Origin of the sequence: Halomonas sp. HK25 (assembly GCF_047795635.1) — a bacterium.
In the GTDB taxonomy this organism is placed as follows: domain Bacteria; phylum Pseudomonadota; class Gammaproteobacteria; order Pseudomonadales; family Halomonadaceae; genus Halomonas.
Genome location: NZ_CP181044.1, coordinates 2154489 through 2169451 on the forward strand (window position 1 = coordinate 2154489; position 14963 = coordinate 2169451).

The window sequence follows — 14963 nt, forward strand, 5'->3', positions numbered from 1 at the left end:
GAATTCCCCGACGACCCACCAAAGGAGGCACGACCATGCCGCATACCCTACCCAACCTCAGCTATGCCTACGATGCCCTGGAACCGCACATCGATGCGCTGACCATGGAGATCCACCACTCAAAGCACCACCAGACCTACGTCAATAACCTCAATGCCGCCCTCGAGGGTACTGACCTCGTAGACGTGCCGGTGGACGAGCTACTCGCCAACCTGGACCGCGTGCCGGCCGACAAGCGCCAGGCGGTCATCAACAACGGCGGCGGCCACTCCAACCACAGCATGTTCTGGCAGATGATGTCGCCCGACGGCGGCGGCGCGCCCAAGGGCCAGGTGGCCCAGGCCATCGACAAGGAGCTGGGTGGCTTCGACGCCTTCAAGGAGGCCTTCACCAAGGCAGCCCTGGGCCGCTTCGGGAGCGGCTGGGCGTGGCTCTGTGTCACCCCGGAGAAGACGCTGGTCGTGGAGAACTCCCTGAACCAGGACAGCCCGATTTCCAACGGCAACACCCCGGTGCTGGGCCTGGACGTGTGGGAGCACGCCTACTACCTGAAATTCCAGAACAAGCGCCCGGACTACGTGGCCGAGTTCTTCAACGTCATCGACTGGGACGACGTCGAAAGCCGCTACCAGGCCGCCATGGCCTGATCGCCCTGCCGGCCAGTACCACGCGCGCGGCACCGCCGCACGCACTGGTTCAAGCAGCATCACCATCGCCGCACCCTCGGGTGCGGCGATGGTGTTTATGCCCGCGTGTTTATGCCAGAGCGACGGGCTCCAGTGCCTCGATATCGCCGAACCACTGCTGCAGAAGGCCTCGCTGTTCGCTGAGCAACAGCCTGAGGTGGCTGGCCAGCGGGTGGTCTACAGGAAGGCGGGAGGCGTGGTCGCGAAGCGACGCCTGGAGGAGGTATTGATCCGCCGGCAGCTGCTCGCCGCTGGCCTGGCTGGCAAGGAAGACGAGCGGCGGGAGCAGCAGATGGGTCGCACCGCTGCTCAAGGCGTTGTGAAGCCCGGCGGCATCGAAGTCGCCGAGATACAGATGTGCGCGGCGGTGAATGGCCCAGGCCTCGGCCACTTTGGCGAAGGCGCCGCCGTAGTGGCGATCGCCGCGGTAGAGCACCAGCGGGCGGGGCCAGCCGGCCAGGGCGGGAATGGCCGGGTCGAAGGCGTAGAAGCTATCGAGGTTCTCGACCTGGATCAGTACGTCGAACTCGGATAACGCGATATCGCTCCAATCGAGGTCGAGGACGTCGCGGGGGCGGCTTTGCAGGCCGGGGTGTGGATCGCCCGCGGCGAGGTTCGCCAGCACACGATTCGCACGCGGGCTTTCGCGCACGCTCTTCTGTTCGCGGTTGCCGAGCCGCGCCTGCTCGGCAGTGGTCAGGCCCCTGAGATCGACCTCAAGAGAGGGCTCACCCAGGGCCGCCAGGGTCTCGTCGATCCTCGCGAGCAGGTCGCGATCGAGGCGCAGTCGGCCGTGGGTCAGCCGCGGGCCGGGCTCGATATCATGCGCCCGACACCAGGCGACGATCTCGTCCACCACCTTGCTGCGGGGCTTCTCGACATGGGAGACGCCGCGCAGTGACTGAGCGGCATCCAGCAGCAGGTTGCGGGCGCGTGCGGAGAAATGCATGGGGGTTCCTCCTTCATGATGCCGAGTGCCTATTACCAGACCAGTAACCAGACAAGGCGCCTTCGGCGCCATTCGCGCAGCAGAGCTGCGCTCCCACAAGAACCTTTGCTGCCACCGGGACCCTTGCTTCAAGCATTCAGCCGCAGGATAACGTCGTGGATCAGCCGCAGGTGGTTGAAGGGGCTGGCCTGGGTCTCCTGCTGGTGCAGCCGGAAGGCGCGCTGTTCGCCCCGCGGCAGGCCCTGGTACTCGGCGATCACCTGGAACAGCCAGATCTCCTCGCCCCACTCGAACTCGCTTTCCTGCAGGTACTCCAGCGCACTGAGCGGCTCAACGCCGCCATCCACCACCGACAGGTAAAAGCGCTCCACGTCCTCCTTGAGCGCCTGGTGGCGGGCGGCCACCAGGGTGTCGGCCTGGGGCGCGGCGGCGCCGGCGGCGGTGACCGGCTCGGAGTGCGGCGCGGGCCTGGGCAGGCGGTGGAGCAGCTCGGCCAGCATGCGAATATCGGTGTCGTGGTCCAGGGCGGCGGCGCCGGCGGCCAGCATGGGTGCCGCGCGGTTGACCAGCGCTGGCACCTCGCTGCGCCGGGCGTAGTTGCCGGGCACGAAACCGGGGTGCTCGTGCAGGAAGGCGGCCATGCCCGCCACCAGGCGACTGCGCGACTGCTGCTGGCGGAAGCGCGCCAGCAGCTCGATCATCCGCCGCTGTACCTCGCGCAGGCTGGTGTAATGCCGGGTGAGCTGGTGCTGCAGGCCGCTGACCAGGAGCTTGCGCAGGGCGCCGTCACCGCCCACCAGCTCGATCAGCTCGGTGAAGTCGATCAGCTCCAGGCCATCGAGCAGGCGCACGATCTGCTTCTGGGCGCGCTCGTTCTCACGGATCTTGTCGCCCAGCCGGCTGACGAAACCGAAGTCGCTGTTGAGCCGCCGCCACAGGCTGTCGATGGCATCGGCGAAGCGACCGTTGAGGTCGTCCACCTCCTGGCGCAGGCGCAGCAGCTGCTGCTCCTGGCGCCAGTATTCGCCGGCGTCGCGGGCCTCGCGGTAGCTCTGCACCAGGCTGCGCGTGAGCTCCAGGGTCTCGGCCACATCGGCGTTCACATGGCGGCGGGTCTCGTCGGCGAGCATTTCGGCGATCAGCTCGCGCACCTTGGGGGCGAGCTTGACCCCGCCCTGCTCGTCCGGGCGCCACAGGATGCGCGCGGCCAACAGTCGGTTGAGTGCCGTCTTGCTCAGCCCGGCCAGCGGCACCTCGTCCCGGGCGTAACCGGCCATCAGCGCCTCGGCGTGCTTGCCGAGCAGCGCCAGCCGCTCGACGCCGGTGCTGATCAGGCGGCTCTCCAGGGCGTGGGGGTCGCCGGCAGCGCTCATCACAGCAGGCTCTCCTGGCTGGCCGGTGCCTGGTCGTCGATGGGCAGGTTCTCCTCGTCGCGAATGAAGCGAACCAGGTCGATCAGGTAGTCGATCTTGGCGGTGACCACGAAGTACTGGCGGTCGGCGTGGGGCTGGAGCAGATAGCCGTGCTCCTTGAGGCGCTTGAAGACCTGCTTGATCTGGGCGTCGAGCTGTTCGCTCTGGGAGCCGAAGAAGGCATCGGTGGCCAGGCGCTCGAGGCGCTCGCGCAGCCCCTGGTTGTCCTCGCAGCGGGAGCTGAAGTCGGCGGGCTTGAGCACGTCGCCGGGGGACGCCAGGCCATCGCGGCCCAGGGTCTCCTGCACCAGCTGCAGCCACTCCAGCATCGGCAGCAGGCTGGTGACGGTATCGGCCAGCTGACGGGAAAGCTGCTCGCGGGCGGCCTCGTCGAGTGCCCGCCAGGCCAGGAAGTAGACGCTGCCTTCCTCGTTGGTGGCCAGCCGGCGGTTGAGCGGGCGCAGGTAGCTATCGAGCCGCTCGCGGGTCTCGTCGTCCTCAAGCCGGCGAAAGGCACTCTCGTCACTGACCGCGCAGATGAACTCGCCGGCCAGCAGGCGTTCCAGCAGGGGGCCCAATTCAACCATGGAACGCTCAACCATGGAACGTTCGACCATCGAATCTTCAACCGTTGAGCGTTCGCTCATGAGGGGGCCTCCTCGGTGCGGGCCTGCAGACGCTGTGACAGGCGGCTCAGGCGCGGTTCGATGCGCTTCAGGCGGCGCTTGTCGGGGGCGGCCTCGTCGCGGTCGATCAGGTAGCGGTGTTGGAACAGCAGCAGCACGTCCGACTCCGGGTTGGGAAAGGCGCCGACGATATGGATGCGGTTGTTGTCACAGGCGTCGAATAGCTTCTCGACGTTGTGGTAGGCCAGGGTGCCGATCTCGTCGATGGGCCAGTGGATGGCGATCTCGGCCTGGCCGCGCAATAGCCGGGTGAAGGCGAGCAGGAACTTGCACAGGATCAGGTAGGCCATGCCGTGACTGGAGGATTCCAGCAGCTGCCGGTCGTTCTTGATCACCAGGTCCGTGCCGCCCTCGTTGAGGTGAAGTTCCAGGCGCAGCAGGCTCTCGAAGCTGTACTGCTGGTCGCTGCGCAACAGCTCCACCACATCGGCCAGGGCGTCCAGATAGTCGTCGCTGGGCAGCGGCTGGCCGGACTCTCGCCACTCGCGGTAGCGTTGGGCGAAGCGCTTGAGCGGCTCCCAGAAGCCCAGCTCGTCGATGGTGGACTGGATCTTCACCTCGGCGCGACCGATGCCCTCCAGCCTGAGGTCGTCGGCGACCTCGTCGGAGAGCCGCCGGCTCTGGGCGTTGATGCGCCGGTTGAGGTCGCGGAACACGGTGAAGAACTTGTCCAGATCATCCGAGAGGTTGCGCCCCTCCTGCAGCAGCTGCTGCTGCTGGCCCTCGAGCAACTGGAGCATGTCGCGCAGCACGCCGAGCAGACGGCGCGGACTCGGATCCTCGAGCTTGGAGCGCTCGGATTCCAGGGCGTCCTGGAAGTCGGCGCTGGCCCCCTTGACCAGCTCGACCTCGATCTTCTCGCAGCCGCGGCGCAGCTCGTCGAGCTGGCGAGCATGGTCGGTCAGCGCCTGGCGGGCGCGCTCGATGCGCTCGGCGGCATCGCCCGGGGCCTCGCCGCGGGGCTCGGCGGCCGGCGCCAGCGCCAGGTCCGCGAGCTTGTCGAGCAGCGGCGCCAGGGTCTCGACCAGCGCCTGCTCGGCGTCACGCCGGGCCTTGAGTTCGCGCACCGCGGCCTGGTGTGCCTGACTGGCGGCCCGGAAGTCGGCCTTGTGCTGTTCGCGTTCGCGCTCGGCGGCCTGGCGTTCATGGGCGAGCGACGCCTCCTTCTCCACCAGCCGTGGCTTGCGCTCGCCCCACTCCACCCGCATGAAGCGGGCGTAGTCGTCCAGCTCCTCACGGCGCGCCTCGGTCTGGCGGATGCGCTTGCCGAGCGACTCGAGACGCGTGCGGGTGTCGTTGAGGCGCACGGTATCGACGCCCTGCTCGGCGAGTTCGCGGTCGAAGGCGGCCTGCAGCTCCTCGCGCTGGCGGCGGTTCTCTTCCTTGAGCTCGCCGAGCTGGCGGCGCTGCTGCTGGATCTGCTGCTCGAAGCCGGCGAGCCGGGCCTGGTAGTCGGCGGTCAGCTCGAGGCGCTGGGCGCGGTGGGTTTCCGCCAGCGCCGCCAGGGCACGCTCCCGCTCCTCGTTCAATGCCTGCTGGGTCGCCTGCTGCTCCTCCAGGGCCGCCCGGCAGGCGGTCTGACGGGCCTGCTGGGCGGTGGCGTGGCGCTCCTGGCACTGCTGGCGAGCCTGCAGGGCGTACTCCACCTCCTCGCCGGCGCGGCGACTCGCGCTGCGCCCACGCTCGAGGCGCGTGGTGGCCTCCTGCACGGCGTCATGACGTGCCTTGAGGGCCTTCTCCGCCGCCTGAACCGCGACCTGGGCGGCACTGAATGCCTGCTCGGCGGCCTCGATCTCGGCCAGCAGGCTGGCCTCGTCCTGGGCGTAGTCGGGCAGAGCGATGGCGGCCAGGTCCAGCGCCAGTCCGAAGAGATCGTCGCTGGCGTCGTCGTTGAACTGGGGGGCCAGGTCGCGGCGCTCGAGCAGCGCCGGGGCGATCACCTTGCCCAGGCGCTGCTCCCAGCCCGGACGATGATGACGCAGGAAGTGGCGCAGGCTGCCCTGGGCAGGGTCGCGCTGAATCCGCAGCGTCTCGAGATGGGCCTCGGCCCGGGAGCGCTGTGCTCGCGCCAGCTCCAGGTCGCGCTCGGCGGCCTCCCGCTCCTGCCGGCGCTCATCGAGCTCACCGCGCACGCTGTCGACCGCCGAAGCGGCGGCCTGCTGCTCGCTGCGGGCCTGATCGACCCGCGCCTGGGCCAGGCCGGCCTCACGGGCCTCGTCCGGCGTCTGGGCGGTGTGGGCAAGCTGCGCCTTGAGCTCGGAGAGCCTGGCGGTGCCCTGCTCCAGGCGGGCGCGGTAATCGTCGTCCAGCGACTGGCGACGAGACTGATAGTCGACCTCGAGGCGCTGCTCGGCCTCGCGCTGCGCCTCGAGGCAGCCTTCCTTCTTCTCGCCCAGGGCATCGATCAGCGCCTGGACCTCGTCGCGACGCTGCTCCAGCAGGTCGCCCAACTCCACCAGGCGCGCCTCGAGCCGGGCCTTGCTCGCCTGGAACGCCAGCTCCATGAGCTCAAGGTGGTCGCGCAGCTGTTGCTGCTGCTCACGCCACTGGGGCAGCGCCTTGAGGTCCTGTTCGAGGCCGGGCATATCGGCCTCCTCATAGGCCTCGAAGCGGCGCTGCAGGTCGTCCAGGTCGCCACGCGTCTTGTCCAGCTCGCTGTCGAGCTCGCTTGCCCGGTCATTGAAGGCGTCGCGGGCCTCGCGATAGGCCTGCTCGCGTGCCTGGAAATCACGCTGGCGCTGGCCCAGCTGGGCCTCGAGATCGGCCTGGGTGCGTTCGGCACGATGGCGGTCGGCCTCGAGCTGGGGCCGGAGCTGCCACAGTGAGGCCTCGAGGTCGGCGAGCTCGCGGTCGAAACCCTCCAGGGCGGCCAGCGAGCGCTGCAGGGGCGCCAAGCGCATGGACTGGCGCATGCGGGCGATCCACTCCCGCGCCTTGGTGTTGCGGATGCGGGTGACCGGCAGTTCGACGCCGTCCTCCTCGAAGATCGCCGCCAGCATGGTCTTGAGGGTATCCATCTTGCCCTCCTTGGCATGCACCGCGGAGATCAGTTTCTCCATATGGCGGATGCGCTGCCCGGGGCGCACCAGGCTGAAGCGGGCGGCGACCTGGCGCAGGCGAAGTCCATCGCGGCTGTTGGCCCGGGGTTGGGAATCGCCCACCTGGGTAAAGTCGTTCTGGATCACCGAGCGGTATTCGGAGGTGGCACCGAGCTTGGGCGACAGCGAGACGCCTTGACGACGCAGGCCGTTGGCCCACTGGGCATAGTCCAGGGCGGTCACCCCGGCCTCGCTCTCCACCAGGTACTCCTCGGGGCGATAGGGAGCGCCCACGAAGCGGTACTCCACGCCGCCCTCGCTCTTGCGGGTCAACACCGCCTGGCAGACATCGCCCTCCTCACGGCGATACTCGTAGACCAGGTAGCTGTTGCGGTGCGGCAGGTAGAAGGCGTCGAACTTGAGCCGCGTGCGCGGCACCACCTTATTGGGCAGCTCGCCATAGAACACCGGCACCAGGCGCTGCAGGGTCGTCTTGCCCGAGGCATTGGTGCCGCAGATATTCGTGTGACCGTCCACACTGAGCTCCACCACGCCCTCGAGGTGGCCGTGGATCATCACGATGCGTAGCAGGTGTGCCATGTCGCGTCCTTGGTCGTTGGCGGGTCGCTCCCGGCGAGCGAACATAGTGCCGGAGGTGCGAGGCCATCTCAATTGGTCGACGCCGGCGAGTGCCGCATCGGCTGGACGAGAGTGAATCAGGCGCTATCGGGATAGGGGTCAGGGTGGCGCGGGGCGATAGAACGGGGTCGGCCTTCCCTGGCCGGGGGATATCACTGTCAGGCGAAATAAGCTTCGATGGCGACGCGCGCGGCCAGCTGGGCCTGGGCCTGATTGATCAGGTGCTCGAGAACTTCGTGAGTCTGGCTGGGAATGGACATGTCGAACCTCCGAGTTAGTTACCACACTAATTAAACGCATTTCCACGCGGCTTTCAACCCTCGGTAATGATTTCCACAATTCTGGCACTATTCAGGAGGTGCGATGATCACTCGCTTGACCACCCAGCGCCTGAAGAACGCGCTCCAGCATCTACTGATCCTGGCCGGTCTGGCGCTGCTGCTGGCGGTGCCGGGCTATCTGCTGGCGGGCAGCTTCGGTGTGGTATGGGCCTTCGGCCTGGTGGCACTGACGCTCTACCTGGGCGGACGCATCCCGCCGCGGCTGGCCCTGGCACGCGCCAGCGCGGGCCGGCTGCGCCGCCACCAGGCGCCTGAGCTCTACCGGGTGCTGGATATCCTCTACCACCGCGCCGGGCTCACCGTCGAGCCCCAGCTCTTCTATGTGCCGGCGGCGGACCTGAACGCCTTCGCCGTGGGCGACGCCCGGGAGGGCGGGCTCGCCATCACCGACGGCCTGTTGCACGCCCTGAACCTGCGCCAGCTGGCCGGGGTGCTGGCCCACGAGGTGAGCCATCTGCGCCATGGCGATACCCGGGTCATGTCCATGGCGGCGACCATGACGCGCCTGACGATCTGGGGCGCCTTCCTGGTGCAGTTGGGGCTGCTGCTGATGCTGCCGATGGTGGTGGCGGGAGACATCCGCATGCCCTGGTTGGAACTGCTGGCCGTGGCCCTGGCGCCCTCGGCCAGCACCCTGCTGCAGCTGGCCCTGTCGCGCAATCGAGAGTTCACCGCCGACCTGGAAGCCGCCGCCCTGACCCGGGACCCGCTGGGCCTGGCCGCGGCGCTGGAGGTGCTGGAGCGCCGCCAGGGGCTATGGCTCTCGGCGCTGCTGCAGGGAAGCCGCCCACCAGGCTGGCTTCGGCTGCTTCAGACCCATCCGCCCACCGACGAGCGCATCCGCCGACTGCTCGCCCTGGCCCAGCGCCAGCCGCCACGGCCGCCCTCCCCCCGGCCCTATCGGCCGAGTGACACCCTGGTGATCGACCGACCGTCGCCATTGAATCGCCGCGACTGGCTATGGCGTCGCCCAAGGCGCTGACCCAGGCTACTAACGATGAAAGGCGGCTCCCGGGGGTGCCGCCTTTCATTCAGACCTTACCCACCCTTTGACGGGGTGGTAGCGCTTACTGGGCGGGGGCCTGTTGCTGTTGCATCTGCTCCTGCATCTGGCGCATCTGTTGTTCCTGCTCCTGGGCCAGGCGTTGGAGCTCGTCACGCTGCTCCGCGGTCAGGGTGGACTGGATGCGCGCCTGCATCAGGGCACTCTCGGCCGTCATGTCGCCGGTGAGCTGGCCGAGGCGCTCTGCGTCGCGGCGAATGGAGGCTTCATCGAAATCCGGACCGACCTGTTCGTGAATCTGCATCTGCACGCCCTGAGCCTCAGTCTGCAGCGACTGCAGCCGCTCCTGCCCCTGGGTCAGCAGCGACACCATCTCCTGCTCCTGGCCGGCATCCAGATTAACCATCTCATCCAGCTGGGCCACCTGCTGCTCGGCGCTGGGCGCACCCTGAGGCATCTGCTGAGCCACTGCGGGAGCGGTCAGGGCGAAGGTCAGGGCTAGGGCGCTGCCGGCAATCAAGGTAAGGGGCTTGACAAAGGACATGCAATCTCCTGAAAAATCATGGGAATCCAATGACCCTAGCATGGCGCCGGCGGTAATGACACCCCGACCCGAGGGCCGAGGTGAGCTCCGCCAGGCGGCATCTTGCGCTAGAATCGCAGGCCAATCCCGTGACAACCGAGGAGCCTTCCCGTTCACCATGAAATATCTCGGAGCCCACGTCAGTGCCGCGGGCGGCGTCGATCAGGCAGTGCAGCGCGCCGTTGCGATCGGCGCCAACGCCTTCGCCCTGTTCACCAAGAACCAGCGCCAGTGGAAGGCCAAGCCGCTGGATGATGCCACCATCGAGGCGTTTCGATCCGCCTGCCGTAAGCACGGCTTCGGGCCGGGTCATGTCCTTCCCCACGACAGCTACCTGATCAATCTCGGTCACCCGGAGGCAGAGGGGCTGGCCAAGTCGCGCGCCGCCTTCCTGGACGAGATGCAGCGCTGCGAGCAGCTCGGCATCGACCGGCTCAACTTCCACCCGGGCAGCCATCTCAGGAAGATCAGTGAGTCCGAGTGTCTCACGCGCATCGCCGAGTCGATCAACGAGGCGCTGACCCACACCCAGGACGTCACCGCGGTGATCGAGAACACCGCCGGCCAGGGCAGCAACCTGGGCTGGCGCTATGAGCACCTGGCCGAGATCATCGAGCAGGTGGAGGACAAGTCACGGGTCGGGGTCTGTCTCGACACCTGTCACGCCTTCGCCGCCGGCTATGACCTGCGCACGGCCGCGGCCACCACCGCCATGCTGGACGAGTTCTCCTCGGTAGTGGGCATCGAGTACCTCAAGGGCATGCACCTCAACGATGCCAAGAGCGAACTCGGCAGCCGGGTCGACCGCCATCACAGCCTGGGCCAGGGCAATATCGGCCTGGCCTGCTTCACTACCCTGATGCGCGATGCACGCACCGACGGCATTCCCATGGTGCTGGAGACCATCGAGCCGGCCATCTGGGCCGAGGAGATCGCCTGGCTGCGCACCCAGCAGGAGGCCCCATGACGGGTTCATCGCAGATCAGCGTCCGCGCCTATGAGCCCGACGATTGGCCTGCGGTCTGGGCGATGCTCGAGTCGGTGATCCGCGCCGGCGAGACCTATGCCGTGCCCGGCGCCTTCCGCCATCCCGACCTGGGGCCGGTGGACGCCCACGTGATGTATCGGCCGCTGTGACCCGGCGCCAAGGCGATTGACCGCCCTACCCGGGCCGGTGCATGCTCAGCGGGCATCGAGTCGCAAGACACTGACACAACAAAGGAAACCAAAAATGAAAGGCTTTGCACGCAGCGCCCTGGCAGTGGGCATTTCCCTGGCCATGATGGCCTCCGCCAACGCCGCCGACCTCGCCGACATGGACCCCGTCACCCTGCGCCTGGCCCACGTGGTCAACGAGCAGGACGGCTTCCATATCGCCGCCGTGAAGTTCCAGGAGCTGGTCGCCGAGCGCACCGAGGGGGCGGTCTCCGTGGACCTCTATCCCAACGCCAGCCTGGGCGACGAGCGCACCCTGCTCGAGGGCATGCAGATCGGCACCGTGGACATGGGCGTGATCACCAACGGGCCGGTGGCCAACTTCGTGGAGGAGATGGCGGTGTTCGAGCTGCCCTTCCTCTTCCCCAGCCCCGAGGCCGCCTACGAGGTGCTCGACGGACCCATCGGCCAGGAGCTGCTCGACAGGCTTGCCGAGGTCAACCTCAAGGGCCTGGCCTATGCCGAGCGGGGCTTTCGCAACCTGACCAACAGCGAGCGCCCGGTCGAAACCCCCGAGGACATGGACGGCCTGCGCATTCGCGTGATGGAGAATCCGGTCTACGTGGATACCTTCCGCGAACTCGGTGCCAACGCCATTCCCATGGCCTGGACCGAGGCGCTGACCGCCATGCAGCAGGGCACCATCGACGGTCAGGAGAACCCGGTCAACGTCATCCACTCGTTCAAGCTCAACGAGACCCAGACCTACATGACCCTGTCGCGGCACACCTACGCGCCGGCGATCTTCGTGATGGGCATGCCGAGCTGGAACCAGCTGCCGGAGGCCGCCCAGGAGGTGCTGGTGCAGGCCGCCCAGGAAGCCGCCGAGCACGAGCGTCGGGTGAACGCCGAGATGGAGGCCGAGCAGCTGGACGCGCTGCGCGAGGCGGGCATGCAGATCGTCGATGACGCCGACCTCGAGGCCTTCCAGGCCGCCGTGGCGCCGGTCTACGAGAAGTATGGCGAGCAGTTCGGCGACTATCTGCCCCGCATCCGGGAGGCGCTGGAGTAAGTGAGCCTGCTTGCGCGCTACCTGCTGCGTCCCCTGCAGTGGAGTGAGCGCGCCCTCGACGCCGTCATGCAACCCGTGGTCGTCGCGGGCATGGCGGCGTTGATCGGCGTGATCACCCTGCAGATCGTCTCGCGGGTGTTCTTCACGGCGGTGGGCTGGACCGAGGAGGTCGCCCGCTTCCTGCTGGTATGGATCACCTTTCTCGGCGCCACCCTGGCCTTCCAGCGCGGTCGCCATATCGCCGTGACCTTCGTGGTCGACGCCCTGCCCCTGCGCCTGCGCCAGCTGGCGCGCATCGCCGCCGTGCTGGTGGCGTTGGGCTTCATGGTGGCGCTGGTCATCATCGGCCATCGCTACATGCAGGTGCAGAGCTTCCAGAAATCGGCTTCGCTGCGCCTCTCCATGACCTATGTCTATGCGGTCATCCCGCTCGCCGCCGCGGTGATGGCCTGGTACGCCCTGGTCGATCTGCTGGAGCTGCTGATCCAGGGGCCGGACGCCGCCCGCGGTGATGACAAGCGCGGCAGCGACGCCGCCGAGGAGCCCCCCGCATGACCGGCGTGCTGTTCCTGCTGTTCTTCCTCTTCATGCTGCTGGGGGTGCCCATCGCCCTGGCCATCGGCGCCAGCACCCTGCTGGCCCTTAACGCCCAGGGCGTACCGCTGATGGTGGTCACCCAGCAGATGTTCCAGGGCATCAACTCCTTTGCCCTGGTGGCGGTGCCGATGTTCATCCTCGCCGGCGACCTGATGGCCCAGGGCAAGGTCAGCGAGAAGCTGGTGGATTTCGCCGACGCCCTGTTCGGCTTCCTCAAGGGCGGACTCTCCCTGGTCTCGGTGGGTGCCGGCATGTTCTTCGCCGCCATCTCCGGCTCCGGGGCCGCCACCACCGCCGCGGTGGGCTCGAGCCTGGTGCCGGAGCTGCGCAAGAAGGGCTACGACCCGGCCTCGGCGGCCAGCCTGATCGCCGCCAGCGGCACCATCGGCGTGGTGATCCCGCCCTCGGTACCGATGATCATCTACGCGGTGATCGCCCAGCAGTCGGTGTCCAAGCTGTTCCTGAGCGGCATCGTGCCGGGTATCGCCATGGGCCTGGGGCTCGGGACCATCGCCATCGTCCAGGCCTACCGACGCAACTACCCTCGCGGCACCGCACTCTCGATCACTACCATCTGGCGCACCTTCCTCAGCGCCAGCTGGGGCCTGATGACCCCGGTGATCATCCTCGGCGGCATCTTCTCGGGCATCTTCACCCCCAGCGAGGCGGCGGTGGTAGCGGTCAACTACGCCCTGCTGGTGTCGCTTTTCGTTTACCGCGACCTGGGCCTGGCAGACGTCTACCGCATCCTGATCCGCTCGGCGATCACCACCTCGGTGATCATGCTGGTGATCGCCACTTCTGCGGTGCTGAGCTGGACCCTCTCCAGCTGGCAGGTGCCCGGCGCCATTGCCCAGGCGGTACTGTCGCTCTCCACCGATCCCCTGGTGATCATGCTGCTGGTGGTGGCGGTGATCCTGCTCACCGGGGTGTTCATCGAGACGGCCAGCGCCCTGATCATCCTCACCCCGGTGCTGCTGCCGCTGGTGACCCAGCTCGGCATCGACCCGATCCACTTCGGCATCATCATCGTGATGGGGCTGGCCATCGGCATGATCACTCCGCCGGTGGCGATCAACCTCTACGTGGCCTCCTCGGTCACCCAGCTGCCGTTGGAACGCATCACCCGCGCCATCGTGCCCTACCTGCTGGGGCTGATCGCGGTGCTGCTGCTGGTGGTCTACGTGCCGATCCTGGCGGGCTGGTCGGGATGAGCCCGGTGCGTATTGACCCGACACTGGCCAGCCAGCAGGCTGGCCGCCTCTGCCCTATGTCTTGAAGGTATCTCATGAAGGAAAGCCCCGTGACTCCATTACGACGCGTCCTGCTGCCCACCGCCGGTCTGATCCTCGCCCTGCTCGCCGGCTGCACCACCTACACCTTTCCGGACGGCAGCCAGGAGACCCTGTGGGGCGTGCCCACCGAGGATGAGACCAAGACCTTCGAGGAACGCCAGGCCGAACCGCTCCAGTACCGAGTGCCCGGCGAGATGCCGGAGTGAAGGCGAATCGCCATGCCCACAGCGGACAGCTTGGATGGGGGGACCAGCCGGCTGAATCCCTGACGGCATGCCGGTTGGTCCATGCCATGCAAGGTCAGGCCACGGCTCAGCGCTCGGCGGCGGAGGAGGAAACTTTGGTGATGATCTGAGGAACGAAGCGCTCCGAGAAGCCTGCCACAAAGGACCAGAAGAGAAAGCGAGCCAGGTCCTGTCCCGAGTTCGGGTAGGTCAGGGTGAACACCTCGATCATGTAACCGCTGTCCGGACCATCGTCCGGCCTTGGCGGATAGTGGAACTCGGGAAACAGCGAGCCGGTCACGATGCCCGACAGAAAGATGCAGTACAACACCAGCGCAAAGACCCCACCGAAGATCGGCACCAGCAGGATCTGGAACCAGGAACGGGTCAGCAATGCCAGTTCCTCGTCGGTGACCTTGGGGAGGCGCTGCTGGAGGCTGACGAACCCACCAACGATGCCGCACAGGAAGGCGGCCCAGGTCATCATGAAGCGCTCATTGAAAAAGAAGCTGACACCGAAGACGGTGGTAAACAGCACTATTGCCACCAGCGTCATCAGGATCAGGCGCCGGGTGATGATGTGAATGCTCTCGATGCGGTTCATGTTCGGCCCTCCCCCGTGCTCTTCTGAGCATAGGAGGCGCTCGTCGGATCGGCACTTCAGCAGCGGCTCAGCACCACGCTGAGGTTATTGGCGGGCATCTCCACGAGGCGTGCAAGCGCCAGGCCGTGGCGCGCGGCCTCGGCGGTCACCTCGTCGAGGTCGCGCACGCCCCAGCGAGGGTCGCGGCGCCTGAGATCGGCGTCGAAGGCGGCGTTGCCGGGCGAGGTAGGCTGTCCGCCCCGGCGATAGGGGCCGTAGAGGTAGAGCACACCGCCCGGCACCAGGCGCTCCCCGGCCCGGGCCATCAGCGCCTCGGTCACCGCCCAGGGCGAGATATGGATCAGGTTGATGGCAACGATGGCCTCGAAGGGGCCCGCCGTCCAGCTGTCGGGGACGGTGGCATCGAGCCGGATCGGCTCGGCCAGGTTGGGCAGCTCGGCCTGCTCGCGCCAGGCGGCGATGGAGGCCAGCGCCTCGGGGGTGGAATCGCTGGGCTGCCAGATCCAGCCCGGCATGGCAGCGGCGCAGTGCAGGGCGTGCTCGCCGCTGCCGCTGGCCACCTCCAGCACCCGGGCCCGCCCGGGCAGCACCTGGGCGAGTGCCTCGAGGATCGGCTGGCGATTGCGAGCCGCGGCGGGGCTGTGGAGACGGGGATCGATCATGCTCGGCTCGCTGTCGG

At 67.5% G+C, this 14963-nt stretch carries 15 protein-coding genes; 8 read left to right on the forward strand and 7 right to left on the reverse strand.

The genetic code is table 11. The features are described from left to right. Window positions 1-35 precede the first annotated feature (35 nt). Complete coding sequence (locus tag ACM26W_RS10425) at window positions 36-647, forward strand: superoxide dismutase (protein ID WP_416140754.1); 612 nt, start codon at window positions 36-38, stop codon at window positions 645-647. A 109-nt stretch (window positions 648-756) separates the two neighbouring features. Here ACM26W_RS10425 and ACM26W_RS10430 read toward each other — a convergent pair whose 3' ends face one another. The 4 genes from ACM26W_RS10430 to ACM26W_RS10445 all read right to left on the reverse strand — a co-directional run bounded on the left by ACM26W_RS10430 (window position 757) and on the right by ACM26W_RS10445 (window position 7371). Continuing rightward, window positions 757-1635: a hypothetical protein gene (locus ACM26W_RS10430; protein WP_416140755.1), complete on the reverse strand. Its 879-nt coding sequence runs from the start codon at window positions 1633-1635 to the stop codon at window positions 757-759. A 128-nt stretch (window positions 1636-1763) separates the two neighbouring features. Further along, window positions 1764-3008 (reverse strand): hypothetical protein, encoded by a 1245-nt coding sequence (locus tag ACM26W_RS10435; RefSeq protein WP_416140756.1) that lies wholly within the window; start codon window positions 3006-3008, stop codon window positions 1764-1766. Continuing rightward, window positions 3008-3634, reverse strand: coding sequence for a condensin complex protein MksE (locus tag ACM26W_RS10440; RefSeq protein WP_416140857.1), 627 nt, complete (start codon window positions 3632-3634; stop codon window positions 3008-3010). Before ACM26W_RS10440 ends, ACM26W_RS10435 begins: the two co-directional genes overlap by 1 nt. A gap of 56 nt (window positions 3635-3690) precedes the next feature. Beyond that, the gene (locus tag ACM26W_RS10445) at window positions 3691-7371 is read right to left on the reverse strand and encodes an ATP-binding protein (RefSeq protein WP_416140757.1); all 3681 of its coding nucleotides are present in this window, start codon (window positions 7369-7371) and stop codon (window positions 3691-3693) included. A gap of 402 nt (window positions 7372-7773) precedes the next feature. On the opposite strand from ACM26W_RS10445, the gene ACM26W_RS10450 reads away from it, so the two are divergent. Then, complete coding sequence (locus ACM26W_RS10450) at window positions 7774-8733, forward strand: zinc metalloprotease HtpX (RefSeq protein WP_416140758.1); 960 nt, start codon at window positions 7774-7776, stop codon at window positions 8731-8733. An 85-nt stretch (window positions 8734-8818) separates the two neighbouring features. On the opposite strand, the gene ACM26W_RS10455 is transcribed toward ACM26W_RS10450, so the two are convergent. Continuing rightward, window positions 8819-9298 (reverse strand): Spy/CpxP family protein refolding chaperone, encoded by a 480-nt coding sequence (locus ACM26W_RS10455; protein WP_416140759.1) that lies wholly within the window; start codon window positions 9296-9298, stop codon window positions 8819-8821. Window positions 9299-9455: 157 nt separating this feature from the next. Between ACM26W_RS10455 and nfo the strand changes: the two genes are divergently transcribed. The 6 genes from nfo (at window position 9456) to ACM26W_RS10485 (ending at window position 13662) form a co-directional block, all read left to right on the forward strand. Continuing rightward, window positions 9456-10304, forward strand: coding sequence for a deoxyribonuclease IV (gene nfo, locus ACM26W_RS10460; RefSeq protein ID WP_416140760.1), 849 nt, complete (start codon window positions 9456-9458; stop codon window positions 10302-10304). Further along, complete coding sequence (locus tag ACM26W_RS10465; protein ID WP_416140761.1) at window positions 10301-10474, forward strand: hypothetical protein; 174 nt, start codon at window positions 10301-10303, stop codon at window positions 10472-10474. Before nfo ends, ACM26W_RS10465 begins: the two co-directional genes overlap by 4 nt. A 94-nt stretch (window positions 10475-10568) precedes the next feature. After that, on the forward strand, window positions 10569-11564 hold the full coding sequence (locus ACM26W_RS10470; RefSeq protein WP_416140762.1) for a TRAP transporter substrate-binding protein: 996 nt from the start codon (window positions 10569-10571) through the stop codon (window positions 11562-11564). A gap of 66 nt (window positions 11565-11630) precedes the next feature. After that, complete coding sequence (locus ACM26W_RS10475) at window positions 11631-12119, forward strand: TRAP transporter small permease (RefSeq protein WP_416140858.1); 489 nt, start codon at window positions 11631-11633, stop codon at window positions 12117-12119. Beyond that, window positions 12116-13375: a TRAP transporter large permease gene (locus tag ACM26W_RS10480; RefSeq protein WP_416140763.1), complete on the forward strand. Its 1260-nt coding sequence runs from the start codon at window positions 12116-12118 to the stop codon at window positions 13373-13375. The genes ACM26W_RS10475 and ACM26W_RS10480 overlap by 4 nt, the downstream gene beginning before the upstream one ends. Window positions 13376-13464: 89 nt before the next feature. Further along, on the forward strand, window positions 13465-13662 hold the full coding sequence (locus tag ACM26W_RS10485; RefSeq protein WP_416140764.1) for a hypothetical protein: 198 nt from the start codon (window positions 13465-13467) through the stop codon (window positions 13660-13662). Between the two features lie 106 nt (window positions 13663-13768). On the opposite strand, the gene ACM26W_RS10490 is transcribed toward ACM26W_RS10485, so the two are convergent. After that, window positions 13769-14284, reverse strand: coding sequence for a hypothetical protein (locus tag ACM26W_RS10490; RefSeq protein ID WP_416140765.1), 516 nt, complete (start codon window positions 14282-14284; stop codon window positions 13769-13771). 56 nt (window positions 14285-14340) lie between these two features. Next, window positions 14341-14946 carry a DUF938 domain-containing protein gene (locus ACM26W_RS10495; protein ID WP_416140766.1) on the reverse strand — a complete coding sequence of 202 codons (606 nt, stop codon included), beginning with the start codon at window positions 14944-14946 and terminating at the stop codon, window positions 14341-14343. Window positions 14947-14963 lie beyond the last annotated feature (17 nt).

Bases quoted from the DNA above. Each gene is read 5' to 3' on its own strand.
- ACM26W_RS10455 (WP_416140759.1), bottom strand. From the start codon at position 9,298: ATGTCCTTTGTCAAGCCCCTTACCTTGATTGCCGGCAGCGCCCTAGCC.
- ACM26W_RS10445 (WP_416140757.1), bottom strand. From the start codon at position 7,371: ATGGCACACCTGCTACGCATCGTGATGATCCACGGCCACCTCGAGGGC.
- ACM26W_RS10440 (WP_416140857.1), bottom strand. From the start codon at position 3,634: ATGGTTGAATTGGGCCCCCTGCTGGAACGCCTGCTGGCCGGCGAGTTC.
- ACM26W_RS10450 (WP_416140758.1), top strand. From the start codon at position 7,774: ATGATCACTCGCTTGACCACCCAGCGCCTGAAGAACGCGCTCCAGCAT.
- ACM26W_RS10435 (WP_416140756.1), bottom strand. From the start codon at position 3,008: ATGAGCGCTGCCGGCGACCCCCACGCCCTGGAGAGCCGCCTGATCAGC.
- ACM26W_RS10465 (WP_416140761.1), top strand. From the start codon at position 10,301: ATGACGGGTTCATCGCAGATCAGCGTCCGCGCCTATGAGCCCGACGAT.
- ACM26W_RS10425 (WP_416140754.1), top strand. From the start codon at position 36: ATGCCGCATACCCTACCCAACCTCAGCTATGCCTACGATGCCCTGGAA.
- ACM26W_RS10430 (WP_416140755.1), bottom strand. From the start codon at position 1,635: ATGCATTTCTCCGCACGCGCCCGCAACCTGCTGCTGGATGCCGCTCAG.
- ACM26W_RS10480 (WP_416140763.1), top strand. From the start codon at position 12,116: ATGACCGGCGTGCTGTTCCTGCTGTTCTTCCTCTTCATGCTGCTGGGG.
- ACM26W_RS10470 (WP_416140762.1), top strand. From the start codon at position 10,569: ATGAAAGGCTTTGCACGCAGCGCCCTGGCAGTGGGCATTTCCCTGGCC.
- ACM26W_RS10495 (WP_416140766.1), bottom strand. From the start codon at position 14,946: ATGATCGATCCCCGTCTCCACAGCCCCGCCGCGGCTCGCAATCGCCAG.
- ACM26W_RS10475 (WP_416140858.1), top strand. From the start codon at position 11,631: ATGCAACCCGTGGTCGTCGCGGGCATGGCGGCGTTGATCGGCGTGATC.
- nfo (WP_416140760.1), top strand. From the start codon at position 9,456: ATGAAATATCTCGGAGCCCACGTCAGTGCCGCGGGCGGCGTCGATCAG.
- ACM26W_RS10490 (WP_416140765.1), bottom strand. From the start codon at position 14,284: ATGAACCGCATCGAGAGCATTCACATCATCACCCGGCGCCTGATCCTG.